A 26,558-nucleotide genomic window follows, 5' to 3' on the forward strand; every position below is an offset into this window, starting at 1 on the left:
TTCTGGTTGAGGATGCTCGATCGACTCTACTGTTTCTGAAACAACGGGCAGATTTTCGACTATCGGTTGCGATTCGGATTGATGAGAATCCGCGATCGAGTCTTGAGTTGTTGCCGCTTCTTGCAGATTTCGATCGACCTCCGGTTCGCTATGAACCAGATTTTCTTCCGGTTTCTTTTCAGCCGCTGTCAGCCTTAAAAACACATCTTCCAGAGTAGCGCGAGAGCGACGCATTTCGCACAGTCCAAATCCAGAGGCGACGATAGCTGTAGCAATTTCTCGTCCCGGTTCTATGTCGGATTCGCACAATGCCCGCAGGCGGTAGCGATTCACTAAAAATTGATTGCTTGGAATCAATTCGACCGATCGAACTCCCGGCAAATTTTCCAAAGAAGGCAACAGCAGACTGTTGACCAAATCAGCCTCGCCTTCAACTTCGAGTTCGTAGCCCTCTCCGGCGGCCAACTCTTCCATCAAATTTTCGGGACTACCCGCAGCGACGATTTTACCGCGATTGATGATGGTAACGCGGTTACAAGTCATGCTGACTTCCGGCAGAATGTGCGTGGAAAGGATAATTGTGTGTTGGCCGCCAAGACTTTTGATTAAATTGCGGACTTCGATGATTTGTCGGGGGTCGAGGCCCACGGTTGGTTCGTCTAGGATAATTACCGGGGGGTCGTGGACGATCGCCTGCGCGATACCGACGCGCTGCCGAAATCCTTTAGAAAGCTTGCGGATTAAAACTTTCCGTTTATCAACCAGGCCGCAGCGTTCGATCGCGGAGGTAACTCGTCGCGCGCGATCGCCCGCAGGTACTTGCTTAATTCTGGCCACAAAAAACAGAAACCCTTCCACAGTCATTTCTGGATACAGTGGCGGGTTTTCCGGCAGATAGCCGATGCGCTGTCTGACAGCCATCGAGTCTTCGTGAACATCCATGCCGGCGATGCGGGCCGTACCGCTGGATGCCGGCAAATATCCCGACAAAATCCGCATGGTTGTGGTTTTGCCAGCGCCGTTTGGCCCCAAAAACCCGAGAATTTCTCCTGATTCGACCGAAAAAGACACGTCCGCGATCGCTGCGGTCGAACCGTAAGTTTTGCTTAAGTGTTCTACTTCAATCATTTGTCAGAAGTCACGCAATTTTAGATTTTAGATTTTAGATTTACTTTGCCAACCACAGGCGGGACGCCTGTTCCACGAAGTTGAGAGTCCCGCCCGATCGGCGGGTCGATCAAAATTTATGGCGAAATTTTTAATTTGATTTTGTCTTCCAGTGTAGTCTGGCAAGAACCAAATCTATCATAAGGGTCGATCGGACTTTGAAACAAAATGCTACGTAGTAGGGTGCCGCGCCCGGAAATGATTAGCAGATGTACATCGAATCGCTACCAACTGACGCACCCTACCAGTAGAGTCCGTGCCTAACCGAACCCTCAACTAGCTGCCTTCGCTACAGACGCGGGGCTGTTTCTAGGTTGAGTAGCGCCTAACGCGCCTTCGCGGTTCGTTCAAAAAAATCTCAACTCCTTTTCCAAATCTTGATTTCCCCCAACCAACCCGCACTAACAATAGTCTTGCCATCTGCACTAATCGCCACAGCGCTAACGTAGCCAGAATGACCGCTCAAATTACCTCTCAATTCGCCCGATCGCACATCCCAAAGTCTCACACTCTTATCCCAACTGCCACTAACCAAAGTAGTGCCATCCCGACTGAAAGCCACCGACCAAACCCCGTCAGTATGCCCGCTTAAACGCCGAATTAACTGCCCATTTCCGGCATTCCACAACCCAACAGTGCCATTGCTGTTTCCCGCCGCTAAACTTTTGCCGTCGGGAGTAAAAGCTAGGGACAAAACAGACAAGTTTTTGCCGCCAATCGTGCGAATTGCTTGACCGCTAGCTAAATTCCACAACCTAATTGAACCATCTTTGCTGCCGCTAGCTAAAGTTTTGTTGTCGGGACTAATTGCAACAGCATTCACCAACCCAGAATGCCCCGTCAAAGTCCGCAGCAACTCTCCTGTTTTCTGGTTCCAAATCTTAATCGTTTTGTCCCAACTACCGCTGGCTACAAATTGACCGTCGGCACTAACGGCCACGCTCGAAACTGCATTGGAATGCCCGCTCAAAGTGCGTACAACCGCGCCCGTTTCTAAATTCCAAATTTTTACAGTTTTGTCGTCGCTACCGCTAGCTAACACCTTGCCATCCGCACTCGCTGCCAATGCGTTTACTGCTTCCGTGTGTCCTTGCAGGGTAGTTTTTAATTGCCCGCTGGGAAAATTCCAAACTGAGATTGTGCCGTTGCTATTTCCTGTAGTAAAATAAGCTGAAGCTAGGGCAAGGGAACTGACAACTTCCGAAGGCCCTTTGAGGGTATTTGTGGCAGCAAAGGCGATCGTACTTGCGGGCGTGCGGGGCGCATTATTCGCCGGAGTTTTTGGGTTCCCGGCAGTAGGAGATTGGGGAACTACTGGCAGCGAAACAGTCGATCGCCATTTCATGAAAGTATTAATTTCTATTCCCGCAGCCACGATTTTATCGGAATTGTCCTCTAACCTGACAATGCCGTTAATTGCCACAACTCGCCCCGCATCGTCGAGCACTGGGCCGCCGCTCATGCCCGCTCTCACTAAGTTATTGTATACCAAAGTATAACCGTTCCAGGGAGTTTGGCGGCCGGTAAGCTGACCTTCCGTAGCGATGAAAATCGGCTGTCTGAGAGAACCGCCGGATATCGGCCAGCCCGCCACATAAGCCTTGTTTCCCTTAGTTGCTGCGGAATTGGCTAATTGAGCCAGGGGGTAGCTTTGAGTGCTGCTGAAGGGCACGACGGCTAAATCCATCCCCGGCACTCGCCGCACGAGGCTATAGTATACAGAGTGAGCTTTGCCGTCAGGAGTTACCACCTCGTAATCGCCAGCTTTATCGACAACGTGCCAGTTTGTGAGAATATAGTATGTGCTGCCCTGTTTTTCTAAAATTACTCCAGAACCGCCTTTTGTCCCCTGGATGCGAACCGTAATTTGTTGGGCAATGGTTTTAACTTTGTCGGCGGTTAATGCGAGGGCAATTTGAGGTGATGTCAGTGGGATGAGAGCGATCGAACTCAGGGCGATCGTAGCACTCAAAATAGCCGGAATTGTTCTGCTGTAATTCATTATTGTGTCAATTTAACATACCCACATATCAACAGACGCATAACTTTTCCGGTTTGTGGCATATTGACAACGGCAAAACGCCTGCGCGATCGAACTTTCGACATTCGCACAAGCCTCACAATATTTGACACAGCCCTCTGGCTAGCAGAAAAATTTAGAATCGGGAACCGCACCTAGCCTCAACAATAGCCACTGGCTGATCTCTATTCTTTTCTCGGCAAAGGATACTTTGAGCCGAACGCTGGTCGGAAAAAGACCCATTAGCCATCCAGCCGAGGGGTGCGCCTGCGATCACGCCAACTGCTAAACCAGTGATGAGGCTCAAAACAAGATGCTTGCGGGCGATCGGGTTTTGTTGCATAAAAATTTATCCTAAAGACTTATCCCTTACCAGAAGTACCATAAATAAAATTTACTGTCTTCCTCCTATTTACTTATTTCCTAAGTAGTAACCCACCCTCAGTAGGGTGGGCAATGCGCACATTATCCATCACTAAGTAGGGTGCGAATTACGCACCTTACTTAGTATATAGGCTGCCCAATTTTATGCTAAATCAAACAGCAATATTTCAGCATCTGCCGCCGCTTCAATCACCACCTCAGACTCGCCGCTAACCGCTGCAGCGTCGCCATTTTTCAAAGGTAAACCGTTGAGCAAAATCGAGCCGCGAGCAACTTGCACCCAAGCGTGGCGATTCGGCTGCAAAGCATGAGAAACCCGCGAGTCTTTATCCAAAACAGCCGCATACAAATCCACATCTTGATGCACTTTCACAGCACCATCTCTCGCATCTCGTGCCGCCACTAAGCGCAGTTTTCCGCGTCTTTCTGCTAGGGGAAACTCCCGCTGTTCGTAACTCGGAGGCAAACCCTGTGTATCGGGTAACAGCCAGATTTGCAGCAAATGAACTGGGTCTGTTTGCGAGTTATTGAACTCGCTGTGCTGGATACCCGTACCTGCACTCATACGCTGCACTTCACCGGGTTTAATCACTGCACCAGTACCCAAACTGTCCTTGTGTTCTAATGCTCCTTCTAATACATAAGTAATGATTTCCATGTCGCTGTGCCCGTGAGTCCCGAAACCTTTGCCTGGGCTAACGAAATCCTCATTAATTACGCGCAAAGAGCGAAAATTCATATAATTTGGATCGTAATAGCCGGCAAAAGAAAATGTGTGGTAACTATCGAGCCAACCGTGATTTGCGTGTCCTCTTGCTTCACTTTTTCTGACGGTAATCATTTTCTGAATCCTCAGTGAAATTTATCGGGTATTTCTTTGATGTTTTTATTTTAAACCGAGTCAAGTTATTATGGATAGTACGCACTTAAAAGTGCGATACTTACCAAAAAGATACTATGCAAGTCCAAGAAGTAAAGGTCGATCGCGCAAATTGCCCTGTAGAACGCACTCTAGAGGTGATAGGCGGGCGCTGGAAAGTCTTGATTCTGCGGGAGTTGTTTCAAGGAGTGAAGCGTTTTAACGAGCTGCAACGAGCTGTCAACGGCATTACTCAGAAGATGCTGACGCAGCAACTGCGGGAAATGGAGTCAGACGCGATCGTGCACCGGGAAATTTACCTGCAAGTGCCGCCAAAAGTTGAATATTCGCTAACGCCTTTGGGCGAGAGTCTCAAACCGATTATTAATGCCATGCACGAATGGGGAATTCAGCATATTAGCGAAGATGGAAAATGAGCGGTTTCTAGATGTTTTTTTCCGTCTTCCGACAGATTTCAAATTTTCAACCTAGTTCAACAATAATAATATGAACAACATAGAGCGTCTCGCCACCCTCAACCGCATCCGCAAACTCAGTCGCCTGATGGATACCGCCATTGGCATCCCCGGCACTAAATTTCGCATTGGTTTAGACCCGATTATCGGTTTAGTTCCGGGTGCTGGGGATATCGTAGATACTGCGTTTTCCGCCTACCTAATTTATTTAGCAACTCGATTCAACATTCCCCAAAAAACTCTAGGGAAAATGATTTACAATATCGGTCTAGAAGCCGTCGTTGGTTCAGTACCTTTAGTAGGAGATATCTTCGATGCTTTTTATAAATCAAACATGAGAAATCTGGCGCTTTTAGAAGCACACCTCGAAGAAGCTGAACCAGAACTAGCCGCAGTTGCCGAACCTGTTCCTCAATCTATTAAATTGTAGGTACGAATTTCACAAACAATAATTGTAAATAACCAACAATCTCTCAAGCTCGCCCCCATCACACGAAAAATCAGAATGTAGATTTTCCGCATTCGATTCAAATTTAATGTTGATGTGGGTTATCTGTTGTGGGGGGCGGGTTTATCTAGATTGTTGGTACTCGTCAGATATTATTCGTAAAACTCGCCCTTACGAAATAATCACCGATGTCGTTTAGCCGCTTCCACCAAAGCAATAACATCTTCTTCTCTAGTATTAAAAGCCGTTACCAGTCTAACAGTACATTCATCCCAGCGATAAAACAGAAAACCCTCAGCTAAAACCGATGTAATTACCGATTCTGGAAGTTGAATAAAAATCTCGTTGGCTTCAACCCGATGGCAAAACTTCGCTCCCTCAACTCCCGCTAAACCTTGGGCTAATTTAGCTGCCATATTATTTGCATGAGCCGCATTCTTCAGCCACAAATCATCAGTTATATACGCTTCCAACTGCGCCGACAAAAACCGCATTTTCGAGAATAGATGCCCGCTGCGCTTGCGGTAAAAAGGGAAAGTATTTGCTAGTTCTCGATTAAAAAATACCACAGCTTCCGCAGCCATCGCGCCGTTTTTTGTCGCTCCAAACGATAGAATATCCACACCGACGCGCCAAGTGACATCCGCCGGAGAACAGCCCAAACTGACAACAGCATTGGCAAAGCGAGCTCCATCCATGTGCAGGTGCAAATTGTGAGCGCGAACTACTTCCGAAATGTGGGAAATTTCTGCTGGATTGTAGACTGTGCCGGCTTCCGTTGCTTGAGTGATGCTGACGGCTGCGGGCTGTACGTGGTGGACGACACCTGCACCAGCGCGATCGAGTATTTTTCCTAAAGTCTCTGCCTCTATTTTACCATGATTTCCTGTTACTGTCACTAACTTTGCACCGCCTGTAAAAAACTCCGGCGCGCCGCATTCATCCACATTAATATGAGATGCTGCGTGACAGTAAACAGCGCCGTAAGGAGGAGTAACAACTGCAAGGGCAAGAGCATTAGCAGCAGAACCAGTTGCTACCGGAAAAACAGTCACCGATGTCTCGAACAAATCCGAAAATTTAACTTGCAAACGCTGCGTATATTCATCATCTCCGTAAGACATCACAGCACCGCAATTAGCCGCTGCAATCGCTGCCATAATTTCCGGCGAAACTCCGGTTGCATTGTCGCTACAAAAATTCATTAGAATAATTGGTAAATAGAATCTATAATATAACTCAACACTCAGCAGTCAACACTCAAGCATTAAACTAAGAGGCAGAATTATGGCAGAATACCGCCAAATAGAATACCGAATCGGCAAAGACGGCAAAATTACCGAAACCGTCCTCAACGCCACCGGTTCTAGTTGCACCGACACCACCGCCGGAATTGAAAAAGCCCTCGGAGAAGTAGAATCTCAAGACTTGCTACCAGAATATTATCAAGCCGAAGAAAATTTGACCGTTGAACAAACGCAGACTTTAAAACAGGTTTAGAAGAGTTAAAAATGTTTGAGTTCATCGGTGCAACAGTTGATGTAACAACAGTGCCTGCCTTCAGCTTCGCGCTGGCTGTCGGGGGCATTTTTCTCATTTTAGTCTACCTTTATGCTGCATCTGAGGCGGGAGATGCGATCGAGTTTAAGTACGATAAAATTCTGCGGGAACGCATGAATCAGCTAGACATTCTCGATTGGCAAGACTTAGGCGAAAAAGCAGGTTTAAGTCGCTTTGGAGTGCGCTTAGTGCGGCAGGGAGACGTGGGAAAACTCACGGTAGACCAACTGAGACGGCTGGCAACAGTGCTGAATTTGAATTTTCAAGAGTTCGATCGCACTTTGCTCGCACTGCCAATATCGGCTAAAATCACAACTGATCCCAGCGAAATAGAAGAATTGAGGCAGCAGTGTTTCCGGCTGCGATCGGAATTACAGCAGCAAAAAGCTCAACTAACTGCCGATTTTCGCCGCGCAACCTTTGAACAGTTGCAAACTTTGTTAACCAACTATCCCGCCGCCCGCAAAATGGCAGAAGCCAAGCCGGATATGCCCGCAAAAAATCTCTCAGCTTTGTTTACTCCCTTAGAAAACCTGTTATCAAGCTGGGATTTTCAAACAATCGGTTCTGCTTGGGAACAAACTGTTTACAATCCGCAGTTGCACCAGCCGGATGTTGAGGATATAACAGAAGGAGAATTAGTTTATATTCGGTTTGTCGGCTATCGGGAGGGAGAACGAATTCTTACTCCTGCTAAAGTTAGTCGCACCCTGCCAGCGGGAATGAAAAATTAAATTTTAAATTTTAAATCAACATGACTACAGTTGCCATTGACTTCGGCACCAGCAACACGGTTGTCTGCATTCTCAACCCGGATACGCAAACACCAGAAACTTTGAGGTTGGGCGAGATGTCCCGCATTTTTAAAACGAATAATTCGGGCGGAGATGTTCGAGAAATCTCTGTAGTGCCGACTTTAGTTTTTGTGAAAAATGCGGAAGATTTCGTGTTGGGAGAAAAAGTTCGATCACAGCGTTTGGGGCAATCCCAGCCAGACCGCTTTTTCAAAGCTTTTAAACGCAATTTAGCTGCCGACTTTCAGCCGCCGCCCCGCAATATCGAAGGCGACACCTACACAGCCGAATCAGTAGCAGAACAGTTTATTAACACTATTTGGAAACAATTATATTTACAAAATATACAGCCAGACAAAGTAATTTTTACAGTACCCGTCGGAGCATTTGAGCGATATCTAGATTGGTTTCGCGACTTAGGAGAAAGTTTGGGAGTTGCGGAAGTTCAGGTAATAGATGAATCCACAGCCGCCGCCCTGGGATATGCAGTAAAACGCCCCGGCTCTCTAATTTTAGTAGTTGATTTTGGCGGCGGAACTTTAGATTTAAGTTTAGTTCGCACTGCTCTAACCCCCCCCTTATCCCCCCTTACCAAGGGGGGGAGAAATCTCGCTTCCCCCCTTAGCCAGGGGGAGAGAAATCTCGCTCCCCCCCTTACCAAGGGGGGGCTGGGGGGGGTGCGTGCCGAAGTGTTGGCAAAATCCGATGCTTATGTCGGCGGGGAAGATATTGACATCTGGATTGTCGAAGATTATTTGCGGCAAATTGGTTTGTCGCGGGCAGAAGTCGGTCCAGTTGGCTGGCAAAACTTATTAGAAATAGCGGAAAAATTAAAAATTCAACTTTCTCAAGTTAATGAGGCGAAGGAAAGCTGGTTTGACGATGAAAATTTTATGTCTTACGACTTGCAGCTAAACCGAGACAAGCTTGAGGAAATTCTGGAATCTAGGCAGTTGTTAGAACAGTTGCGGGAAAGTTTAGATGAAGTGCTGACTATTGCAATGGGAAAAGGTATCGGCAAAGCAGATATCGAACAGGTTTTGCTAGTAGGAGGGACTTCTCTAATTCCGGCTGTATCTAATTTAGTGGTTTCGTATTTTGGGCGGCAAAAAGTCAAAGCTGACAAGCCGTTTGAAGCTGTGGCGCACGGTGCTTTAGCCTTGACACAATTAGCGAGTGTTGACGATTATTTGCGCCACACCTATGCAATTCGCCTCTGGGAACCTTATGCTAAAGCTTATGCTTATTCGCCGATATTTAGCAAGGAAATGAAGTATCCCTGTCAAAGTTCCGAAGAGTTGACGCTGCAAGTGGCAATTGAAGGGCAAAGGGAAATTCGGTTAGATATTGGGGAAGTTGCGGAGGTATCGCAAGCGGAGGTTATTTTTAACGAAAAAGGGCAAATGACGAGCAGTTTGCTCAACAAAAAAACGGATTTTCGGTCTCTGGAAAGCCACCACCAGCAGGTTTGCGTAGCGCATTTGAATCCGCCCGGGGTATTGGGAATTGATAGGGTTTCGGTGAGTTTTGAGGTGGATGAGAGGCGGGTTTTGCTGGCGACGGTGCGGGATTTGGTGACTGGTAAGGTGTTGGTGGAAAAAGGGGCGATCGCCAAACTGCAATAATGGTAAAATTTTTAGATAACATTCGGATATTGAAATCGGTACTACAGAAACTCTCGTCCGGATGGTGCGCGGACGGAAGAATATTTATTTAAATCAAATTTATGCCGCGATGAAAAAGCAACAAAATAAATTCAGCCACCTGACGGCAATCGAAAGAATTTATCTGTCATTTCCGGCAAGATTTTTATTGGATAAAAACTTGCTGCAAGGCAAAGTCTTAGATTTTGGGTGCGGCTTCGGCAGCGATGTGAGATTGTTGCAGCAAAAAGGCTTCGATATTGCGGGCTATGACCCTTATTATTTCCCGGAAGTCCCCGAAGATAAATTCGACACAATCATTTGTTTTTATGTTTTGAATGTTTTGTTTCCTGAAGAACAAGCTAATGTCCTGATGGAAGTGTCGCACCTGTTGAAACCGGGAGGGAATGCGTATTTTGCGGTGAGAAGGGATATCAAAAAAGAAGGCTTTCGAGAACATTACGTGCACAAAAAACCTACATATCAGTGCATTGTCAAACTTCCCTTTAAGCCAGTTCACCTAGATGAGTCTTGCGAAATTTACAAATACGTGCATTACAACCATCAAAGAAATTCTACTAATAACTGCATATTCTGCAATCCGTATAAAAACCTAATTTTGTTAACTGAATCAGCAACAGCTTATGCGATGTTTGACGGTTATCCCGCTAGCAAAGGTCATGTTTTAATCATTCCCAAGCGTCACGTTGCTAATTATTTTGAACTGCCTTTTCGAGAGCAATCGGCTTGCTGGTTTATGGCTAATAAGGTGCAAGAAATGTTAAGTAAAGAGTTTCAGCCAGACGGTTTTAATGTGGGAATCAATATTAACAAACAAGCTGGTCAAAGTCGCAGTCACGCGGCTATTCATGTTATCCCCCGTTACAAGGGAGATGCGGCTGGACATAAAGGCGGAATTAGGTATGTGATTCCCAAGAGTGAAAAATAAAAGTTAGCGAATTGTGAAGGGAATTCTTTTTTACCGCAGAGGCGCAGAGAACACAGAGGAATAGAGAAGAGAGGAATTTATAATTTTTGTAAGGATTGTTATATTTGAGCAAACGGCGAGCAAAATAGAGTTAAAATGTGTTTGCAAGGTCTAAAACTACACATTAGCAGCAATTTGGTGTTCTGTTTATGTCTAAGCGCAAAAAGCAAGAATGGCTCAAGGAAACTCTAGAACTCAAAGAAGACCACAATTGGAAGTCCAAGCCTGGAACTCGAATTTTTGTAGCAGGAAGAGGTGCAGTCCGCTTTGATGTCCCGGAAGATTGGCATTTTGAACCGGATACTAATTCGTTCAGGTTTACGGATAAAAAGCCGCCGGATGATGATTGTCGTTTGGAGGTTTCGTTTAATTTGCTACCACCTAATAACTGGGCAGATTTTCCGCTGGTGCCGCTATTACAGAAGGTGGTTGAAGATGATACCAGGAATCCGATCGCTTTTGGGGAAATTATCCAATTGAAGCGGCAAACAGCCCGCGTTGTTTGGACTGAATTTAAGTTTATCGACCCTCCAGAACAGCGGGAAGCTTTTTCGCGAATCTGTATTGGATTGGGTTCTAATGTTCAGTGTTTGATTACTTTTGATTACTGGGTTGACGATGCTGAACGTTTGACTCCTGTCTGGGATACGGTGATGGATTCGTTAGTTCTGGGTTTGTTTATTAGCGACCCTCGAACGGGGTTCGCACGTCCAGACTAGACCGATTTTCTGGGAAACTTTCAACAACTAATTTTGCTAAGTGTTGAATTGGCAAGCCACCAGTCAGTAAATTTAGAACCTACCTTAAACTTTACAACCGTTTTGCCAGGAAAATATCGGGCTTGCCAATTCCGTTCGCGTCGGGCATCACTCCCACGATCGCAAAACCCATTTTTTGATAAAATTCGTAGGGATGACCGCGCAAATTTCTAATTTTGGCGATGTGTTCCCAAACGTTAGGATAAAGATTGATGCCTGAAAGAGTTGTTTGATTGTCTTCGTCGTCGGTACCCACCCACAGCACGAGCCCTCCCCGGTTTTTAGCTTCTGCTGCCAAATCAGCTACGAGCGATCGACCAATTCCTTGTCCGCGAAATTCTGTTCTCACTACCAGCGGGTGCAGTTCCCAAACATTACCGTTATACTGTTTAATCCCGCCAATCCATCCCAAAACTTGATTGCTGTCGCTGACAGCAATTCGACTGATTCGATCCGGTTCCAAAGATTCTTTCACTTCTTGCAAAGCAGATTTTAGATCGGGCCAAGCATCGGGCCAATGCTCTTTAAAACCTTCAACTATTAATCTAGCTACCTGTTGAATTTTTGGCTCGTCAACCGCACGCAAATCTGTAATTTGTACGTTCATAAATTTACATACTAAATCAAGGATTACGGACTAATACGATCACAAACCGGATTTTATAACCGGGGTAAGTGGCAAAAACGAAATATTATTCATAGTCTTCACGCTTATCATGTTCGCAAAGCGAAATTTTTTTATTGAAAACTTGCGATCGCCCGTTAGCGAAGCCCTCGAAGAGGATGGGCAATTCCCCGCAAAATACTAACACAAGTGCCGTACAATTATCCCACCATCCGGCATCAACCAACCTGCTAACCCCATGCTTTGCGATTACCTGGTACAAATCCTCACCGCCCGCGTCTACGATGTTGCTCAAGAAACAGCCCTAGAAGTCGCCCCCAATCTATCAGCACGGCTCAACAATAAACTTTTGCTGAAGCGAGAGGATATGCAGTCGGTGTTTTCCTTCAAACTGCGGGGTGCGTACAACAAAATGGCGCAACTGTCGCCGGATTTGCTAGCACAAGGTGTCATTGCAGCTTCCGCCGGCAACCACGCCCAAGGAGTCGCCCTCGCCGCCCGCCACCTGGGAACTCGCGCGATCATAGTCATGCCCGTAACGACGCCGCAGGTGAAGGTAAATGCGGTGATAGCCCGTGGTGGAGAGGTAGTCTTGCATGGGGATGCTTACGATGATGCTTACGCTTTTGCGCGTCAATTAGAGGCGGAAAAAGGTATGACTTTTATTCACCCTTTTGATGACCCCTACGTGATTGCTGGACAGGGTACGATCGGCATGGAAATTCTGCGGCAACATCAAAAACCAATTCACGCGATTTTTGTGGCAATTGGTGGCGGTGGATTGATTTCGGGAATTGCGGCCTATGTCAAGCGGTTGCGGCCGGAAATTAAGATTATCGGCGTCGAACCGGTGGATTCCGATGCCATGAATCAATCGCTGAAAGCCGGTAAACGGGTGCGTTTGTCGCAGGTGGGTTTATTTGCAGACGGCGTTGCTGTGCGCGAAGTGGGAGAGGAAACTTTTCGCTTGTGTCAGGAGTATGTGGATGAGATTATTTTGGTGGATACGGATGATGTTTGCGCGGCGATTAAGGATGTTTTTGAAGATACGCGATCGATCTTAGAACCTGCTGGCGCTTTGGCGATCGCAGGTGCGAAAGCTTACGTGGAACGGGAACAAATCGCAGGAGAAACGTTAATTGCTGTGGCTTGCGGCGCGAACATGAATTTCGATAGGCTGCGTTTTGTAGCAGAAAGAGCCGAGTTTGGCGAACGCCGCGAAGCCATTTTTGCAGTCACAATTCCCGAACAACCGGGAAGTCTCCGCAGGTTTTGCGAATGTCTGGGCAAACGCAATTTAACTGAATTTAGCTATCGAATTGCGGATGAGAAAGAGGCACATATTTTTATCGGTGTACAAATTCAAAACCGTGCCGATGCGGTGAAAATAGCCGCAAGTTTTGAAGATTGTGGCTTCAAGACTTTGGATTTAACTGATGATGAATTAACGAAATTACACGTGCGGCACATGGTGGGCGGGCGTTCGATGCTAGCGAATCATGAATTGTTTTATCGCTTTGAATTTCCTGAACGTCCGGGTGCGTTGATGAAGTTTGTCGGTTCGATGAGTCCTAACTGGAATATCAGCGTTTTTCACTATCGAAATAATGGCGCAGATTACGGGCGAATTGTGGTGGGAATTCAGGTGCCGCCGGATGAGATGCAGGAATGGCAGGCTTTTTTGGATACGCTGGGCTATCAGTATGGGGATGAGAGTCAGAATCCGGCGTATAAGTTGTTTTTGAGGTAGGGTTTTTGGGAAAGGGCGATCGCACGATTCCCAAATATAAGGGCTGCATGGGAAAAGCTGGTCAAGTTCTGAGAGATGTGCTGAACACCTATGGCATTAGCCAAAACAAATTGGCGATCGCAATGGGTGTGCGAAGTTCTGTTGTCTATCGTTGGTTTAATGAGTTGATAGATCCAACGGTCAACACGCTTGTGAAGATGGTTGTGGCGTTAAAGTTGCTCGATATAGATGCAGCGCGGGAGTTTGTGCAGCGCTATTTGGGTGAGATTTTGGAGGATGAGGGTGAGGGTGAGGTCGATCGATCTACAAACACAGAATAGAGTTAATGATAAAATTATGGCAGAGTGGCAATGACACCGAATTCAAAGCGATGACAGCAGCACTTCCCATTTCTCTCACTCTCGAAGCTTTCCTCAAACTACCGGAAACTCAACCTGCAAGTGAATTTATTAACGGACGCATTCACCAAAAGATTATGCCTCAAGGCAAACATTCTCGTTTGCAACTCAAGTTTTGCAACGCTGTTAATCTAGTTGCGGAAACAGAACGAATTGCTCTTGCTTTTCCCGAATTGCGCTGTACTTTTGGCGGGCGTTCTATTGTACCTGATGCTACAGTATTTGCTTGGCATAGAATCACTTTTGAAGCGGATGGCGAAGTTCCGAATTCCTTTGAAATTCATCCCGACTGGACAGTAGAAATTTTATCCCCAGACCAGAAAGCAATTAAGGTGATTAGTAATATTTTACACTGTTTGAAATACGGGACTCAGCTCGGATGGTTAATCGATCCAGAGGAACGGTTTATTTTAGCATTTATTCCCGGACGAGAACCAGTTGAGTTAACGGGACAAGATCTGTTGCCCGTGCCAAGTTTTTTAACATTAGATTTGACAGTGGAGCAGGTTTTTGGGTGGCTGAAAGCAGGTGGATAACTTGGCTCTAATTTCGAGCAGATCGCAAATTCCGCACATCCTCAATAGTGAGTCCGGTTGTTTGACTGATAGTTGCATCATCCAGGAGATCGAGCAATTGCCGCGCGATCGCATCTTAGTTGCGATCGCGCGGCGGTATGATATTCCTGACGTTGAAACGATTTGGTAGTTGCGGGCGAGCGTACTTGGGTTTTCTGGTTAGGGCGATCGCTAAAAACATACAAAGCCCAAAAATTGCTATAATAATGATTCTTAGAAACTTAGCTTAGTCTTCTGCTTCCCCGTCCAAGATTTTGACTAATAATTCATAAGCAAGAATAGAAATATCTTTTCCTTGGTTTGTCGCTTTTTGAAAAATTTTGGCTGAGTCTTTGGGGCTAAGATTGACAGTAATAGTACCAAGGTTGCCTTCCCCAGTAACAATAGAAACATCAGGAAGAATAGAAATATCTTTTCCTTGATTGGCAGCTTTTTCAAAAATTTTTGCTGAGTCTTCGGGGCTAAGATTTATGGTAACAGTCCCAGGATTGCCTTCCACAGCAACTATAGGAACATCTTTTTCCTGTCTGGCAGTTTCTTGCACTGGTTTTGCTGAGGCGTCGGGGCTAAGATTAACAGTAACAGTGTCAGGAGTCGTTTCTCTATTCTTCTTGTTTTGATTATTGTGACTTACTTCAGTTATTCTCGAAGAAACTACAAACCCTGCAATGCTTAACCCTAGCATTGCTAGAGAACTTCCAATAATATATTGAGCCTGGTTAGTATTTATGGGCGCAGGCAGCACGACTTCAACACCGGGAATCCCACTTTCTATAGTTGGAGCTTGTGGTGGTTGTGCAGCGCGAGCTAACTTTATACAGCCAAATGCGAACAACAAGACACTCAAAACTATAAATGCTCCACTGAGAATTTTTAAAAGCGTCTTTTTCATATTTATTGCCTCCTGTGTGGTTAAATCATCGGGATTTGAGACGGAAATTTACAATTTTTGGTAGTTCAACACTGTTCCTGAAAACTTTTATTTATTTTCTCTTTTGCCTCTGATATAGGTTTCCAAATTTCATCAATTGATGTCCTAACCATTCTAGGTTTTTTTAGAGTATATCTATATTGACAGTTGGCAGTCTCTCCAGTGAATGTCAAATCCTTTGAGGAAGTTCCTTTCAAGGGATTATCAGGATCGGCAATTACATATTGAGGTGATAAATCATATCCTAATTGATCAGAAATATAATCACTAACAGATTCTATAGATATACCTACAAATGAATGAATTAAAACATCTCCTACATAAATCCCTAATCTCACTAATTGCTCAGTAACAGGGTTACATCCAACTAGCAGAGGGATAAATAGAAGGATGAGCCACCAACGTGTTTTTCTCTGTTTTTTGTATTGCATGATAATTAGCTCCTTGTAATGTGATTATCTCAATAGCCTAGTTTTTTACTGTTCGATATTTCAGTTTACTGAATATATGGAAGCCGAGGAAAAACAAGCCTAAAAGACCTGCTACTCCAAAATGATATAAATTCTCTGACGTAACTCTAGCAAAGGGATGCGTGAAAGGAAAAAATCTAGCATATTGAGCATCTATTAAGTTATCTATACCTAATTTTACCAAGTCTAGCAGAGACGGAAAAAATAAAGCAACAAGGGCGATTACCATTTTTGAAAAGTAGTCAAATGCTAGGTCAAAATCTAAGAGTGCAATCATACCTCCGGCAAATATGATATAACTAACTAAACCCAAAACATCTAAAAGTAAATTGGCAGGGTAAATATGATGATATAGGGAAGTTACTAACACCCAAATTAGCGCTAAAGCACCAAGCCAAACTCCATAAGCAATTACCCTGATTGCTCTAGCAGCAGCAATCTCCCAAGGAGAGCAAGGAGTAAGCCGCAGCCAGAGTAAGTGGCTTACTGAAAAACTATCTCCCAAGGGTAACAGTAACCCAGAAAATACATAAAAGGCTATACAAATCCAAGCCCATGAAAACAATTCATGGAGAAGATTTATATAGACTGTTTCTCTGGCTCCCTGATATCCCTCTAAAGGGATATTAAAAAAGGTTAGTTGTTCTTGATACCAGCCAAAAGGTAGTGTGGCAATAATTATTCCTCCTCCTAATAAAATTAGCCAATGATATGAGGTGAGCAATTTTATAATTTCTAACTTAACTATCACCCATGCCTTGTTTAAATTCATCATAACTTTTCCCTCTTTTGGAGAAGCCCTGTCATCTGGAATTTATGGATTGATGAATCTGTAAAGATTTCTTCCAAAGCTTGAAAAGCCCCATCTTTGGAGAGATTAAAATATTTTTTAGCCTCGGCGTTAATAGAATCAGTCTCTATTTGACAATCAAAACCTTGGTGCTCTTGTTCATGTAATTTACCTTGAAATAGCTCATAAACTTTATCGGTTAACCTAGCGACTTCATCCCGCCGATGAGAAATCCATAAAATCCCTGCTTGATGACAATTAGCAAGTCGTTGAACTTCTGACAATACAATTTTTTTACCTTCTTTGTCTAATCCTTCTGTTGCTTCATCTGCAATTAATAACTGTGGTTTCTTAGCCAAAGCTAAAAATGCCATCAGTCTAATCCGTTGTCCTTTGGATAGCTTGCTAACATCAGATTCATAAAAGCTAGGAATCTGTAGCCGTTCTTCAATTTCCCGGTAAGATAAGTCTTTTAGCTCCTTTTCTGGCTGGCATAGAGACTTAAAAATTTGCACAAGGTCTTTAACTAAAATCCCCGTTGGCAAGCCTAACTCTCCAGGGTAATAAGAGGGATCACCTATGTAGCCTAGCTGGGGGTAATTATTGCCCCATAAAACTTTCCTTCCAAATAAATTTACTGTTCCGTTGTGAGGAAAGCATAATCCTAGCAATAGTTTGATAATTGTAGATTTACCGCAGCCATTTTCTCCAATCAAACCAATATTCTCACCCGGAAACAAGCTTAATGAAACATTATCTAAAAGCTGATTCTGGCTGTTAGCATAGCTAAATGTAACATTTTTTAACTCAAATAATGGCTGTGGGCTTAGAGGTGAGTCAGTCAAAAAAATTGGTTGCATCAATACTGTTTACTCGCTAAATGTATATTGCTCACAGACTCTACCCAAATCCTACAAAATGGTGAAGTAGCAGATTTTTGGGCGACTTACAGAGTTACACTTTGAGATTGAATATTAAAACACTGTTCCTACAGTAGACCGATCGCACAAAAAATGTAAAGTAAAAAAAGTTGGAAAAAGTGGGAACTTCCTAAAATTCGGATGCGAGGTCCAAAAAGTTGGAAAAAGTTGGAAAAAGTTTGCTATAGTAACTAAAATTATCCCACCATCCCACCTATGGACAGTCCTCAGATATTGCAATTTGTCGATGAAGCTGTCTATACCAACACAGGTAAACATCTAAATAACTTGCAGCGGAGGATTATCGCAGGCATACTGAATCGTCAAAGATATGCTGACGTTGCAGAAACTTATGGTTATAGCTCCCAGCACGTTAAAAAGGCTAGTCACGAACTTTTACAAATGTTATCTGAAGTGTTTGGCGAACAAGTAAAAAAAAGTAATCTTGAATCCGTTATAGAAAGACAGATAAATCAGAATATAAATCTTGGTAATAATACTACTATTAAAAATAGTAGCAATATTAGCTACATTAACAACTGTTCTAATTCCTCTACTCCTACGCCCGATCTAAGTCAGCCGAAAAATCCCGACTTGCAGCAGACAAGCAAAAATAAAACTAAGATTGAAACAATAGAAAAATTACGGCACTTTGGTTTGAGCGACGAACAAATTGCAGAAGCGCTAAATATACCTTTAGAGGAGGTTAAGCAGGTGGACTTGGAGGAGTAAAGTCTGTGCTATTTTATATCTCAATGTCACGGTTCTTGTTCCTCAAATAGGGATGGTATATCTCGGCGACCGCTAACTACACGAAGAATCTCAATGCCATCATCTAAAAGTTGGTAGAAGATGATGTAGCCATCCAAACGCAGACCTCGCAAGTTGGGACGTATTTCTATATAACTCCTGCCTAAATTAGGAAAGTTGACTAATTGTTGGCAGCGACGCGAAAAATCTTGAAAAAAGCGCTCACCTGCTTCGATGTTGTTGGTAGTGAAATAATCAGCAATTTCGTTGAGGTCTTGGCTGGCCAGAACGTTTATGAGATAGCGTTTCATTGTTGAATCTCGCGCGCTTGCCGGAAACGCTCCAAAATCCCTGCAATAAAAGTTTCGCCATCAATAGGTGGAGTATGTTCGGACATGGCAACAGCAGCATCTATCTTAACTCGTACAGAATCGATCCATTCGCTATCGGCGCGATCGTACTCATCTAACAATCGCAAAGCAACTTCCAGCACTTCTTCGGCAGAACCATATTTACCAGTTTGCAGTTTAGTTTGGATGAATATCTCTTGGGTTTTTGTCAGAGTAATGCTCATAGTATTGATTTACTCGTTTGCTTTAATTGTATCGCATCAGTCCTCGAAACCAGTGGCAAAATCTGGATTTCGCGATCGATACCAATGATAAGCTCGATCGCTCTGAGATTGGGCGATCGCATCCTCATCTTTCGACTTATCCTACAACCAGCAATTCATTAAACTTATTTTTCCTATCTGACGATATCCTCAGTCGCTTGTAAACCTCACCTTCATAGAGTTTCCAGACATATCCCAAACTGAACGATCGAAAAGCTGGAGGCGAACCAATGGCCTGCCAAATATTACCAGATTTTTCCTATGAAATACCTCGGAAAATCTCAGGATTCGGGGTACCCTGCAACACAAACGAGAATCATCGTGCAAACTCATAGGCAATATTCGTGATGCGGCCGCGCCAGTAGGGCAATAGCGAGCCATCAGGCAGTTGCCACGCCACCTCACCCGAGAGCGGAATCCGCATACCGTCTCGCAATTCGTAGTCCCAGAAGCGGCCTTGCCAGGGCGCAAACACCAGCCCACCGTTAACTGTACGGGCGCGGGCCTCGGCGCGGACAGTGGCGATTAGCCCTGCTTCATCAAAGCGGAAATCCAGGGAAACAGCGGTGTCGCCATCCTGTAACGTTGCTCTGGCCGAAGAATTGTCGATCGCCTCCCAGCGAACACCCTGACTCGGCAGCAGTCTCGTCGGATACCAAGCCGCCTCCGCAAAAAAGCGCATCAGTTCCCCTTGTGCAGCTTCTGGAGTGCCGCGGATATCCGCCAGAGTCACCAGGCCAAGCAGCGCTGCATGGAGGATGCCTTCGCCAGAAATGTAGGCATCATGAACAAACGCATTGATACCGGGCATCATGGCAATTTGCCCGTCCCAGTCAAAGCCAGGGCGCTGAGTAATTACCAATTGAGTTGAGGTGAAGGCGCTCCATTTTTCTGCCGTTTCGCTCATGTTAAAGGTGCCTTCGTGGGAAACCCGCGCTGTTGCAATTAGCGGTTGTCCATCCTTCAGCACCGCACGAAAGTAGCGCTGCACGGGCTGGGGTAAATCGGCGATTTCCCGCGCCTCAAATGTGAGAGGTTTAATCGGCAAGCGTGCAGCTTCCAGATTGGCTCGCAGTTCCTGGGTACCGAGATGCCAGCGGTATGCTCCAAGGGCGATCGCGCCAACAATGCCAACTACAAGGGCAAGGATGATTAGTACGATCGCCGATCGCCACATGGTGATTCCTCTTGATAGATAAAAACGAGTTAATCCGGGGGGAGTCTTAAACCCATCTACCCACTACAACTCTCAGCGTTCCATCTGCCAAAGTTTCCTCTTCTTCAACATGAAAACCCTCTGACTGCACCGCCGCTATCAAACTTTTGCGCGCGTATTTTTGACTAATTGAATTGATAAATTCCTGCTGATTAATTCGAGCGCCCCAAAAATCCGCCACCAATTCGTAATCCTCTCCAGTGCGGCGAAAACCCAAATCGTAACCATTGGATTGCCGAATCACGTACTCGGCATTAGTTTTGTCACCCCGATAACCCCGTACCTGCACATTGGACTCTACTTGATAACCCAACTCTTCCAACACTTGATGCAGCAGTTCCCCGTTCTTGATCTGAACCTTGATAGTTGTGAAGTGTGACATATCACTTTCGGATTTTTGTGTAAAACGCTGATTTGATTATAATACTATAAACTGCCACAGTCAATAAGTTAGAACTTGTGCTCTTAAACCAGGTTTTAGCGTCAGCGAAAGTAGCCAGGTTACAAGCCCCCGGATTCATAATTTCAGAAATTAAAAACATAGTATCCGATAACAATTTACCAGATTCATCCGTGAGTTCGCTTTCTTCAATCCCCCACTTCTTCAAATCTAAAATCTAAAATCTAAAATCGTATGATTGCCGACAATTCTAACCAACCCAGAGAATATGATGCTGTCCTCGGCGGTCAAAGCCAAATCCCGATCGCCGGCGCTGTTTTGGGAGGCATCGCTGGGGTCAAGCAGCGCTTCAACAGCCCTAGTATCGAGTCGCGGATTGCCGCGGTTAAAGATGCTCCTAAATACGGAGGCGCTGGTTTAAATTTAGCAATTGAGGCGCTGCTTGACCCCGCAGCAGAAGTGCAGCGAGTTGCTTATTTAATTTTGCGATCGAGGACAGAACCTTTAGTCAGCCAAGCTTTAAAAGACTTCGTACCTTACAAGCTTTTTGACTGCATCCGCACGGTCAAAACTGGGACAAATGTTGCGATTAGTCCCGGAGGAGATCACACGGCGAGTTTGCACGGGAAAATTATTAGAATTTGCGATGTAGATACAGGAGAAATACTCTATACTGTTGACAAGTATCCCCGCGCTCAAGAAACTTTTGTCCTTTGCCAAGAAAGTGAAGTGTTTGTGAGGAGCAGAAATACTCCGAAACACCGCGCGATCGAAATTTGGCAGGGAGGAGAATTGCAGCATACTTCCCTCGGACATGAAGCGGAAATTAGCGCAATTGTCATCAGTCCCGACAGTCAAGTTATCGCCAGCGGTTCGGCAGATACTACTATCAAAATTTGGAATTTAGAGACGGGAAAGTTAATCTGTACTTTTGGCAATCTTTTAACTTGGGGAGCTCATAAAGCAGGAATTGTTAGTCTTGCTTTTAGCCCGATCGCACAAACTCTCGCTAGCAGCAGTTCTGACGGTACAATTAAACTGTGGAACCTCCGCAGCAGAGAGTGCTCCCAAACAATTAAGGGTTATGCGAATTGTCTGGCTTTCAGCCCAGACGGGCAGACTTTGGCTACTGGCGGCTGGGACAGAAATATTCAACTGCGGCAGCTATCGAATCCAGATAGTTCAATCACTTTAGCCGGGCATTTTAACTCGATAAATGCGATCGCCTTTAGTCCCGACGGACTCACTGTTGTCAGTGCTAGTGCCGATGGTAATATCAAATTTTGGAATGCCAGTACCGGCGAAAATTTTTACACTCTTAGCGGACATCAAAGCTCTGTTACTTGTCTTACTTTTAGCAGCGATGGTGAAACTATTATCAGTGGTAGTATAGACAAAACTGTCAAAACTTGGGGAGTTAATTGAAGGAGGTTCGGCAACCAGCACTGTACAAGATGTAGCCGAGGGCAGAAAGAGAGAATAGGAAATAGGGAAGAAGGCAGAAGGCAGAAAGAAGAGGGAATCGACCTCATGATTTTCACAAATTAAATACCTCCTAACCATTCAGGCGCTGCCTATATTTCAATTTTCCCAATTCCCTCTTCCTCGCTGCGTGAATCTACGCAAACAAATATAATAAATTTACAATCCCAGTTCTTGTGCAAGCCGAGGATTGCGGAACTTCTTTTTGCACTACTACAAATAGTTACCGTAAAAATACCGACTGGCAGGCATTATTCAGCTTATTATCAATTTGTGAACTGTCGCTGAAAAGCCTGAGCGAGCCGCAATTTCTGAATCCTTTAAAGTACCTTTAATATTATCGCATCTTGGTCGGATGAGTATTACTGCTAATTGTAATATTTGACTTAAAAAGTTTATGCTTAAAAGATAGGCTAGGGTTAAATATACAGTGCGCCCTAGAGTAACCATGTCACACTGCAACCAATCCATCTGTCGTTCCCGCAATCTCGCAGAAATGTGCGATACTGCTGCGAGTTGGCAGCAAAAAGCCGATCGACTAACGGTAGAATTAAACACCACCCAGGATCTGCTTCATGCAGAAATCGATCGGCTCAAACAAGCCAACGAAACCCTTCACGCCGCTGTCAGTTGTGCCCCTATTTTCCTGTGGGCAACAGACAGAGAAGGCAAGTTAACCCTTGCAGCAGGGAAAGGATTAGAAAATTTGGGACTCAAACCAGGTGCAACTGTCGGGCGATCGATTGGTGAAGTTTACAGCAGCCAGCCAGATATCTTAGAAAATATTGCCGAGGTATTAGCAGGAAACGATCGCACTTGGAACGTCCGAGAGAGGCATTTTATTCACGAAATTCGATCGGCAGCGCTGCGAGATGGAAACGGCGAAGTTGTTGGGGCAGTGGGTGTTTCTACTGAAATTACCGAGCGCGAGCAGTTGATCGCAACTCTGGAGACGGCAAATCAAGAATTAGAACAGAGACAGCAGCAGCAGGCGGCAGTCTTCAATGCAGCACTTGCCGAAAGCGAAAAAAAGTACCGCAACCTCGTAGAAACCTCCCAAGAATTGATTTGGTCGATCGATATTGAAGGCCTCTTGACTTTTGTCAATTCCGCCGCCAAACGCATCTATGGTTACGAACCACCAGAAATGATCGGACGCCGCTTCACCGATTTTTTAGTTCCCGATCAAGGAAGTAGACCAAGAGAAATATTTGCCCAACTTTTAGCGAGAACCAAACTTCAGCCCCAAACCGCTAATTCTCCTTACGAAACAGTACACATTCGCAAAGACGGTACTCCCGTCCACCTGCGCGTCAACAGCATCGTCAACCAAGCTGAAAACGGCGCTATTTTAGGCTTGTGCGGAACGGCGACAGATATTAGCGAGCACAAGCGATCGGAAGAAGCACTCCAAGAAGCTACAGACCAACTTCGCGCCGTTTTGGATGCCGTACCCGGACTGATTTCTTGGATCAGTTCAGATTTGCGGTATATCGGAGTCAACCAGCACTTAGCAACCTCATTCAACCTGTCTCCTGAAAGCTTTGTCGGTCAAGAAATCAACTTTCTCGACAAAGGCTCGACTTTCGGAGAACTGATCCGAATTTTTTTTGACAGTTCATCTCAGCAAATCTGCCAAGAAATAGAAATAGAAATTAACGGTTTCGTCCGCAACTATTTGATAGTAGCTCAGAAATATCATCAGGGAACCGCAGCAGTTTCTGTAGGAATAGATATTACCGATCGCAAGCGTGCGGAAGCTCTCAAAAACCAATTGATTTGCTCTCTGCAAGAATCAGAACACAAATTTCGTAGCCTTTATGAAGCCACCAGCGACGCAGTAATGTTGCTTGACGAAAAGGAGTTTTTTGACTGCAACCCCGCGACCTTAAAAATATTTGGCTGTAGCAACACAAAACAATTTTACGGCAAGAAACTGAGCGACTTTTCCCCACAATTTCAGCCTAGCGGACAAGACTCATCTAGTCTAGCAATACAGAGAATATCGACAGCAATGCAAACAGGTAGCTGTCGCTTTGACTGGGTACACAAACGACTCGACGGTTCAGAATTTCCCGCTGAAGTGCTGTTAAATGCAATGGAAATTAACGGACGAAAAGTAATTCAAGCAGTAGTGCGGGATATTACAGAGCGCAAGCGCGACGAAGATGGCATCAAAGCATCCCTCGCAGAAAAAGAAGTTCTCCTCAAAGAAATTCACCACCGTGTCAAAAACAACCTCCAAGTTATTTCCAGTTTGCTAAAACTTCAGTCCCGCTACATCCAAGACAGCCAGGTTAGTGAAATGTTAAAAGAAAGTCAAAATCGAGTCAGATCAATGGCCCTGGTTCACGAACAATTGTATCAATCCAAAGACTTGTCAAACATTGACTTTGCTGAATACATCCAAAATCTCGCCCACAATTTATTCCAAGCTTATGAAAATCATGCAGAAGGCGTCAACTTGCAAACAAATATTGCGCCGTGTTCTCTCAATATTGATACGGCCGTTACTTGCGGGTTAATTATCAACGAGCTTGTGACAAATGCCCTCAAATATGCTTTTAAAGGGCAAGTGAAAGGTAAAATTAAGATAGATTTCACTTTAGATAATAACAGAGTTTGCGTGCTAACCGTGAGCGACAGCGGAATTGGTTTTCCTCAAGACTTAGATTATCGCAAAGCCCGAACGTTGGGTTTGCGACTGGTCGGGTCTCTAGTCAAGCAAATCCGGGGGGGAATAGAACTGTTAGAAACTGCTGGTACGACTTTTAGAATAACCTTTTCTCAGCCCAAATTGCACTCTAAGGAGAAAATTTAGTGTCCAACAAAAAAATTCTGATAGTTGAAGACGAGAGCATCATTGCGGAAGACATTTCCGACAGTTTGATATCTCTAGGATATAGAATAACTGGCATGGTCTATTCGGGAGAAGAAGCGATTGAATCGGCAGCCAAGTTTCGCCCGGATTTAGTTTTAATGGATGTTAACCTCCAAGGAGAAATCGACGGCATTACAGCCGCCGAAGAAATTCGCTTGCGCTTTCAAATCCCGGTAGTTTATCTGACAGCTTATGCCGATGAAACTACTTTGCGACGAGTCAATAGTACAAAACCCTTCGGCTATATTGTCAAGCCATTTGAAGAAAAAAACTTGCACACAACTATTCAACTGGCACTCTACCGACATCAGTATGACAGCTTGACCAACCTGCCAAATCGTTCATTTTTGCGAGAAAAGTTAAGTCGAGTATTAGATGCTCAAAAAGAATTGTCCGGAGTCGTTCCAGTTGTCACGCTTAGCTTAGATAAAATCAACCGCATTAACAGAACCTGGGGACACGATATCGGCGACTCAGTGCTTTGCACTATCGCCCAGCGGCTAACTAACTGTATGGAAAACATTAATAGTGTTGCTCGTTTGGAAGCGGCCGAATTCGCGCTGATTCTTAAACCAGTTGCAGAAAAACAGGATGTGGCTAAGATTGCTCAAAACATTTTAGATATCGTCTCCCAAGCTATGATTGTCAAAGATTGTGAAGTCTATGTCACTGCTAGTATGGGGATCTGCTTGTATCCCGGGGACGGCACCGACGGAGATGAAATGCTAAAAAATGCTTATATAGCCATGTATCAATCTCAGCAAAAAGGGGGCAATACTTATCATTTTTATACGGCAAAGAATGCTAATTTTTTTATTAATACACTTCTTCAAGAAACTTGCTTGCGCCATGCTTTAAAAAGCTCAGAATTTGAAGTATACTATCAGCCTCAAATAGAAATTAAAACAGGTAAAATGATTGGTGCTGAAGCTTTGGTGCGCTGGAATCATCCCGAACGGGGGCGAGTTTCCCCTGGGGAATTTATTCCAATGGCTGAAGAAATGGGCTTGATTGCACCGTTGGGCGAATGGGTATTAGAGACTGTTTGCAGGCAAGCTAAAACATGGCAAAGAGCAGGTTTGCCACTCCTGCGAGTGGCAGTTAACGTGTCAGCCCGTCAATTCGAGCGCAAAAATTTCACGGAAAGAGTCAGGGAGATATTAACAGAAACAGCTCTCGATCCCAAGTTTTTGGAATTAGAACTGACGGAAAGTCTGGTTTTGCAAGACGAAATTGCAGCAGCTAAAGCTTTTACGGTGTGGAAAGATCAGGGAATTAGGATAGCAATTGATGATTTTGGAACGGGATATTCTTCTTTGAGTTATCCCAAACTCTTTCCGTTTGATGCGATCAAAATAGACAAGAGTTTTATTCGCGACATTGCAGACGATCGCCAAAATGCAGCAATAACAATAGCGATTATTCAAATGGCACACTGCATGAACATGACGGTGGTGGCTGAGGGGGTAGAAAATAAGCAGGAACTTGATTTTTTGTGCGAGCACGAATGCGACGAAATTCAAGGCTATCTTTTCAGTCAGGCTTTGCCAAGGGCTGAGTTTGAAGCGCTGCTCAAAAGCGATAAGTGCTGGGATTTATCATGGAGGAAGAAGGAAGTTCGGCAACGGATTCGGTAAGGGAAGGAGGAAGAAGGAAGTTC

29 protein-coding genes and 1 pseudogene are annotated in these 26,558 nt (G+C 44.8%); 15 read left to right on the plus strand and 15 right to left on the minus strand.

Translation table 11 applies throughout. The annotated features are described in order from the left end of the window. The 4 genes from QUA77_RS00005 to QUA77_RS00020 all read right to left on the minus strand — a co-directional run. On the minus strand, positions 1-1,128 hold a 1,128-nt coding region (locus QUA77_RS00005), incomplete at its 3' end, for an ABC transporter ATP-binding protein (RefSeq protein WP_333448868.1). A 397-nt stretch (positions 1,129-1,525) separates the two neighbouring features. Beyond that, complete coding sequence (locus QUA77_RS00010; protein ID WP_333448869.1) at positions 1,526-3,169, minus strand: WD40 domain-containing protein; 1,644 nt, start codon at positions 3,167-3,169, stop codon at positions 1,526-1,528. Positions 3,170-3,323: 154 nt separating this feature from the next. Continuing rightward, positions 3,324-3,530: a hypothetical protein gene (locus QUA77_RS00015; protein WP_333042697.1), complete on the minus strand. Its 207-nt coding sequence runs from the start codon at positions 3,528-3,530 to the stop codon at positions 3,324-3,326. A 183-nt stretch (positions 3,531-3,713) separates the two neighbouring features. After that, complete coding sequence (locus QUA77_RS00020; RefSeq protein WP_333448870.1) at positions 3,714-4,412, minus strand: pirin family protein; 699 nt, start codon at positions 4,410-4,412, stop codon at positions 3,714-3,716. Positions 4,413-4,528: 116 nt separating this feature from the next. Between QUA77_RS00020 and QUA77_RS00025 the strand changes: the two genes are divergently transcribed. Beyond that, on the plus strand, positions 4,529-4,867 hold the full coding sequence (locus QUA77_RS00025; protein ID WP_006633569.1) for a winged helix-turn-helix transcriptional regulator: 339 nt from the start codon (positions 4,529-4,531) through the stop codon (positions 4,865-4,867). Positions 4,868-4,937: 70 nt separating this feature from the next. After that, on the plus strand, positions 4,938-5,336 hold the full coding sequence (locus tag QUA77_RS00030) for a DUF4112 domain-containing protein (RefSeq protein ID WP_190737102.1): 399 nt from the start codon (positions 4,938-4,940) through the stop codon (positions 5,334-5,336). A gap of 200 nt (positions 5,337-5,536) precedes the next feature. Here the strand turns inward: QUA77_RS00030 and QUA77_RS00035 are convergent, their stop codons facing one another. Further along, positions 5,537-6,559 carry a low specificity L-threonine aldolase gene (locus QUA77_RS00035; RefSeq protein WP_333448871.1) on the minus strand — a complete coding sequence of 341 codons (1,023 nt, stop codon included), beginning with the start codon at positions 6,557-6,559 and terminating at the stop codon, positions 5,537-5,539. Positions 6,560-6,641: 82 nt separating this feature from the next. Here QUA77_RS00035 and QUA77_RS00040 point away from each other — a divergent pair, with 82 nt between their 5' ends. The 5 genes from QUA77_RS00040 to QUA77_RS00060 all read left to right on the plus strand — a co-directional run bounded on the left by QUA77_RS00040 (position 6,642) and on the right by QUA77_RS00060 (position 11,058). Further along, a complete protein-coding gene (locus tag QUA77_RS00040) occupies positions 6,642-6,854 on the plus strand; it encodes a DUF2997 domain-containing protein (RefSeq protein WP_333042693.1) in 213 nt (70 codons plus the stop codon). Between the two features lie 11 nt (positions 6,855-6,865). Then, the gene (locus QUA77_RS00045; RefSeq protein WP_333448872.1) at positions 6,866-7,648 is read left to right on the plus strand and encodes an XRE family transcriptional regulator; all 783 of its coding nucleotides are present in this window, start codon (positions 6,866-6,868) and stop codon (positions 7,646-7,648) included. 20 nt (positions 7,649-7,668) lie between these two features. Then, a complete protein-coding gene (locus QUA77_RS00050) occupies positions 7,669-9,333 on the plus strand; it encodes an Hsp70 family protein (protein ID WP_333448873.1) in 1,665 nt (554 codons plus the stop codon). 109 nt (positions 9,334-9,442) lie between these two features. Next, positions 9,443-10,300, plus strand: a complete 858-nt coding sequence (locus QUA77_RS00055; protein ID WP_333448874.1) for a bifunctional class I SAM-dependent methyltransferase/HIT family protein — start codon at positions 9,443-9,445, stop codon at positions 10,298-10,300. Between the two features lie 188 nt (positions 10,301-10,488). Further along, complete coding sequence (locus QUA77_RS00060; RefSeq protein WP_333448875.1) at positions 10,489-11,058, plus strand: hypothetical protein; 570 nt, start codon at positions 10,489-10,491, stop codon at positions 11,056-11,058. A gap of 91 nt (positions 11,059-11,149) precedes the next feature. Here the strand turns inward: QUA77_RS00060 and QUA77_RS00065 are convergent, their stop codons facing one another. Further along, a complete protein-coding gene (locus tag QUA77_RS00065; RefSeq protein ID WP_333448876.1) occupies positions 11,150-11,704 on the minus strand; it encodes a GNAT family N-acetyltransferase in 555 nt (184 codons plus the stop codon). Positions 11,705-11,939: 235 nt separating this feature from the next. Here QUA77_RS00065 and ilvA point away from each other — a divergent pair, with 235 nt between their 5' ends. From ilvA to QUA77_RS00080, 3 genes are read left to right on the plus strand one after another with little or no spacing between them, the layout of a single operon-like run. Next, on the plus strand, positions 11,940-13,472 hold the full coding sequence (gene ilvA / locus QUA77_RS00070; protein ID WP_333448967.1) for a threonine ammonia-lyase, biosynthetic: 1,533 nt from the start codon (positions 11,940-11,942) through the stop codon (positions 13,470-13,472). Positions 13,473-13,477: 5 nt separating this feature from the next. Beyond that, positions 13,478-13,792, plus strand: a complete 315-nt coding sequence (locus tag QUA77_RS00075; RefSeq protein ID WP_333448877.1) for a helix-turn-helix transcriptional regulator — start codon at positions 13,478-13,480, stop codon at positions 13,790-13,792. 5 nt (positions 13,793-13,797) lie between these two features. Further along, positions 13,798-14,406 (plus strand): Uma2 family endonuclease, encoded by a 609-nt coding sequence (locus tag QUA77_RS00080; protein WP_333448878.1) that lies wholly within the window; start codon positions 13,798-13,800, stop codon positions 14,404-14,406. A gap of 7 nt (positions 14,407-14,413) precedes the next feature. Here QUA77_RS00080 and QUA77_RS29225 read toward each other — a convergent pair. From QUA77_RS29225 to QUA77_RS00105, 5 genes and pseudogenes are all read right to left on the minus strand, one after another. Then, a pseudogene (locus QUA77_RS29225) lies at positions 14,414-14,518 on the minus strand (Rpn family recombination-promoting nuclease/putative transposase); the annotation flags it as partial. Between the two features lie 153 nt (positions 14,519-14,671). Then, positions 14,672-15,337: a hypothetical protein gene (locus tag QUA77_RS00090; protein WP_333448880.1), complete on the minus strand. Its 666-nt coding sequence runs from the start codon at positions 15,335-15,337 to the stop codon at positions 14,672-14,674. A gap of 65 nt (positions 15,338-15,402) precedes the next feature. Further along, positions 15,403-15,807 (minus strand): hypothetical protein, encoded by a 405-nt coding sequence (locus tag QUA77_RS00095; protein WP_333448881.1) that lies wholly within the window; start codon positions 15,805-15,807, stop codon positions 15,403-15,405. A gap of 37 nt (positions 15,808-15,844) precedes the next feature. After that, positions 15,845-16,621: a hypothetical protein gene (locus QUA77_RS00100; RefSeq protein ID WP_333448882.1), complete on the minus strand. Its 777-nt coding sequence runs from the start codon at positions 16,619-16,621 to the stop codon at positions 15,845-15,847. After that, a complete protein-coding gene (locus QUA77_RS00105; RefSeq protein ID WP_333448883.1) occupies positions 16,618-17,496 on the minus strand; it encodes an ABC transporter ATP-binding protein in 879 nt (292 codons plus the stop codon). Before QUA77_RS00105 ends, QUA77_RS00100 begins: the two co-directional genes overlap by 4 nt. 276 nt (positions 17,497-17,772) lie before the next feature. Between QUA77_RS00105 and QUA77_RS00110 the strand changes: the two genes are divergently transcribed. Then, positions 17,773-18,288, plus strand: coding sequence for a hypothetical protein (locus QUA77_RS00110; RefSeq protein ID WP_333448884.1), 516 nt, complete (start codon positions 17,773-17,775; stop codon positions 18,286-18,288). A 26-nt stretch (positions 18,289-18,314) separates the two neighbouring features. Here the strand turns inward: QUA77_RS00110 and QUA77_RS00115 are convergent, their stop codons facing one another. After that, positions 18,315-18,617: a type II toxin-antitoxin system RelE/ParE family toxin gene (locus tag QUA77_RS00115; RefSeq protein WP_333042679.1), complete on the minus strand. Its 303-nt coding sequence runs from the start codon at positions 18,615-18,617 to the stop codon at positions 18,315-18,317. Next, positions 18,614-18,880: a type II toxin-antitoxin system ParD family antitoxin gene (locus QUA77_RS00120; protein WP_333042678.1), complete on the minus strand. Its 267-nt coding sequence runs from the start codon at positions 18,878-18,880 to the stop codon at positions 18,614-18,616. Before QUA77_RS00120 ends, QUA77_RS00115 begins: the two co-directional genes overlap by 4 nt. 26 nt (positions 18,881-18,906) lie before the next feature. On the opposite strand from QUA77_RS00120, the gene QUA77_RS00125 reads away from it, so the two are divergent. Continuing rightward, positions 18,907-19,083: a hypothetical protein gene (locus QUA77_RS00125; protein ID WP_333042677.1), complete on the plus strand. Its 177-nt coding sequence runs from the start codon at positions 18,907-18,909 to the stop codon at positions 19,081-19,083. A 152-nt stretch (positions 19,084-19,235) separates the two neighbouring features. Here QUA77_RS00125 and QUA77_RS00130 read toward each other — a convergent pair whose 3' ends face one another. Further along, positions 19,236-20,096 (minus strand): DUF6920 family protein, encoded by an 861-nt coding sequence (locus tag QUA77_RS00130; RefSeq protein ID WP_333448885.1) that lies wholly within the window; start codon positions 20,094-20,096, stop codon positions 19,236-19,238. A gap of 46 nt (positions 20,097-20,142) precedes the next feature. Beyond that, a complete protein-coding gene (locus QUA77_RS00135; protein WP_333448886.1) occupies positions 20,143-20,517 on the minus strand; it encodes a DUF1257 domain-containing protein in 375 nt (124 codons plus the stop codon). A gap of 252 nt (positions 20,518-20,769) precedes the next feature. On the opposite strand from QUA77_RS00135, the gene QUA77_RS00140 reads away from it, so the two are divergent. The 3 genes from QUA77_RS00140 to QUA77_RS00150 all read left to right on the plus strand — a co-directional run bounded on the left by QUA77_RS00140 (position 20,770) and on the right by QUA77_RS00150 (position 26,535). After that, positions 20,770-21,960 (plus strand): WD40 repeat domain-containing protein, encoded by a 1,191-nt coding sequence (locus QUA77_RS00140; RefSeq protein ID WP_333448887.1) that lies wholly within the window; start codon positions 20,770-20,772, stop codon positions 21,958-21,960. A 505-nt stretch (positions 21,961-22,465) separates the two neighbouring features. Continuing rightward, positions 22,466-24,838, plus strand: coding sequence for a PAS domain S-box protein (locus QUA77_RS00145; RefSeq protein ID WP_333448888.1), 2,373 nt, complete (start codon positions 22,466-22,468; stop codon positions 24,836-24,838). Next, on the plus strand, positions 24,838-26,535 hold the full coding sequence (locus QUA77_RS00150; RefSeq protein WP_333043010.1) for an EAL domain-containing protein: 1,698 nt from the start codon (positions 24,838-24,840) through the stop codon (positions 26,533-26,535). The genes QUA77_RS00145 and QUA77_RS00150 overlap by 1 nt, the downstream gene beginning before the upstream one ends. Positions 26,536-26,558: the final 23 nt, after the last annotated feature.

It is taken from the genome of Microcoleus sp. K5-D4 (genome assembly GCF_036704575.1).
Lineage (GTDB): Bacteria > Cyanobacteriota > Cyanobacteriia > Cyanobacteriales > Microcoleaceae > Microcoleus.

Coding starts and splice junctions, on each gene's coding strand:
- QUA77_RS00135 (WP_333448886.1), bottom strand. CDS start 20,517: ATGTCACACTTCACAACTATCAAGGTTCAGATCAAGAACGGGGAACTG.
- QUA77_RS00035 (WP_333448871.1), bottom strand. CDS start 6,559: ATGAATTTTTGTAGCGACAATGCAACCGGAGTTTCGCCGGAAATTATG.
- QUA77_RS00010 (WP_333448869.1), bottom strand. CDS start 3,169: ATGAATTACAGCAGAACAATTCCGGCTATTTTGAGTGCTACGATCGCC.
- QUA77_RS00115 (WP_333042679.1), bottom strand. CDS start 18,617: ATGAAACGCTATCTCATAAACGTTCTGGCCAGCCAAGACCTCAACGAA.
- QUA77_RS00100 (WP_333448882.1), bottom strand. CDS start 16,621: ATGATGAATTTAAACAAGGCATGGGTGATAGTTAAGTTAGAAATTATA.
- QUA77_RS00110 (WP_333448884.1), top strand. CDS start 17,773: ATGGACAGTCCTCAGATATTGCAATTTGTCGATGAAGCTGTCTATACC.
- QUA77_RS00060 (WP_333448875.1), top strand. CDS start 10,489: ATGTCTAAGCGCAAAAAGCAAGAATGGCTCAAGGAAACTCTAGAACTC.
- QUA77_RS00025 (WP_006633569.1), top strand. CDS start 4,529: ATGCAAGTCCAAGAAGTAAAGGTCGATCGCGCAAATTGCCCTGTAGAA.
- QUA77_RS00050 (WP_333448873.1), top strand. CDS start 7,669: ATGACTACAGTTGCCATTGACTTCGGCACCAGCAACACGGTTGTCTGC.
- QUA77_RS00045 (WP_333448872.1), top strand. CDS start 6,866: ATGTTTGAGTTCATCGGTGCAACAGTTGATGTAACAACAGTGCCTGCC.
- QUA77_RS00040 (WP_333042693.1), top strand. CDS start 6,642: ATGGCAGAATACCGCCAAATAGAATACCGAATCGGCAAAGACGGCAAA.
- QUA77_RS00065 (WP_333448876.1), bottom strand. CDS start 11,704: ATGAACGTACAAATTACAGATTTGCGTGCGGTTGACGAGCCAAAAATT.
- QUA77_RS00130 (WP_333448885.1), bottom strand. CDS start 20,096: ATGTGGCGATCGGCGATCGTACTAATCATCCTTGCCCTTGTAGTTGGC.
- QUA77_RS00145 (WP_333448888.1), top strand. CDS start 22,466: ATGTCACACTGCAACCAATCCATCTGTCGTTCCCGCAATCTCGCAGAA.
- QUA77_RS00080 (WP_333448878.1), top strand. CDS start 13,798: ATGATAAAATTATGGCAGAGTGGCAATGACACCGAATTCAAAGCGATG.
- QUA77_RS00090 (WP_333448880.1), bottom strand. CDS start 15,337: ATGAAAAAGACGCTTTTAAAAATTCTCAGTGGAGCATTTATAGTTTTG.
- QUA77_RS00105 (WP_333448883.1), bottom strand. CDS start 17,496: ATGCAACCAATTTTTTTGACTGACTCACCTCTAAGCCCACAGCCATTA.
- QUA77_RS00020 (WP_333448870.1), bottom strand. CDS start 4,412: ATGATTACCGTCAGAAAAAGTGAAGCAAGAGGACACGCAAATCACGGT.
- QUA77_RS00030 (WP_190737102.1), top strand. CDS start 4,938: ATGAACAACATAGAGCGTCTCGCCACCCTCAACCGCATCCGCAAACTC.
- QUA77_RS00120 (WP_333042678.1), bottom strand. CDS start 18,880: ATGAGCATTACTCTGACAAAAACCCAAGAGATATTCATCCAAACTAAA.
- QUA77_RS00055 (WP_333448874.1), top strand. CDS start 9,443: ATGAAAAAGCAACAAAATAAATTCAGCCACCTGACGGCAATCGAAAGA.
- QUA77_RS00140 (WP_333448887.1), top strand. CDS start 20,770: ATGATTGCCGACAATTCTAACCAACCCAGAGAATATGATGCTGTCCTC.
- QUA77_RS00095 (WP_333448881.1), bottom strand. CDS start 15,807: ATGCAATACAAAAAACAGAGAAAAACACGTTGGTGGCTCATCCTTCTA.
- QUA77_RS00015 (WP_333042697.1), bottom strand. CDS start 3,530: ATGCAACAAAACCCGATCGCCCGCAAGCATCTTGTTTTGAGCCTCATC.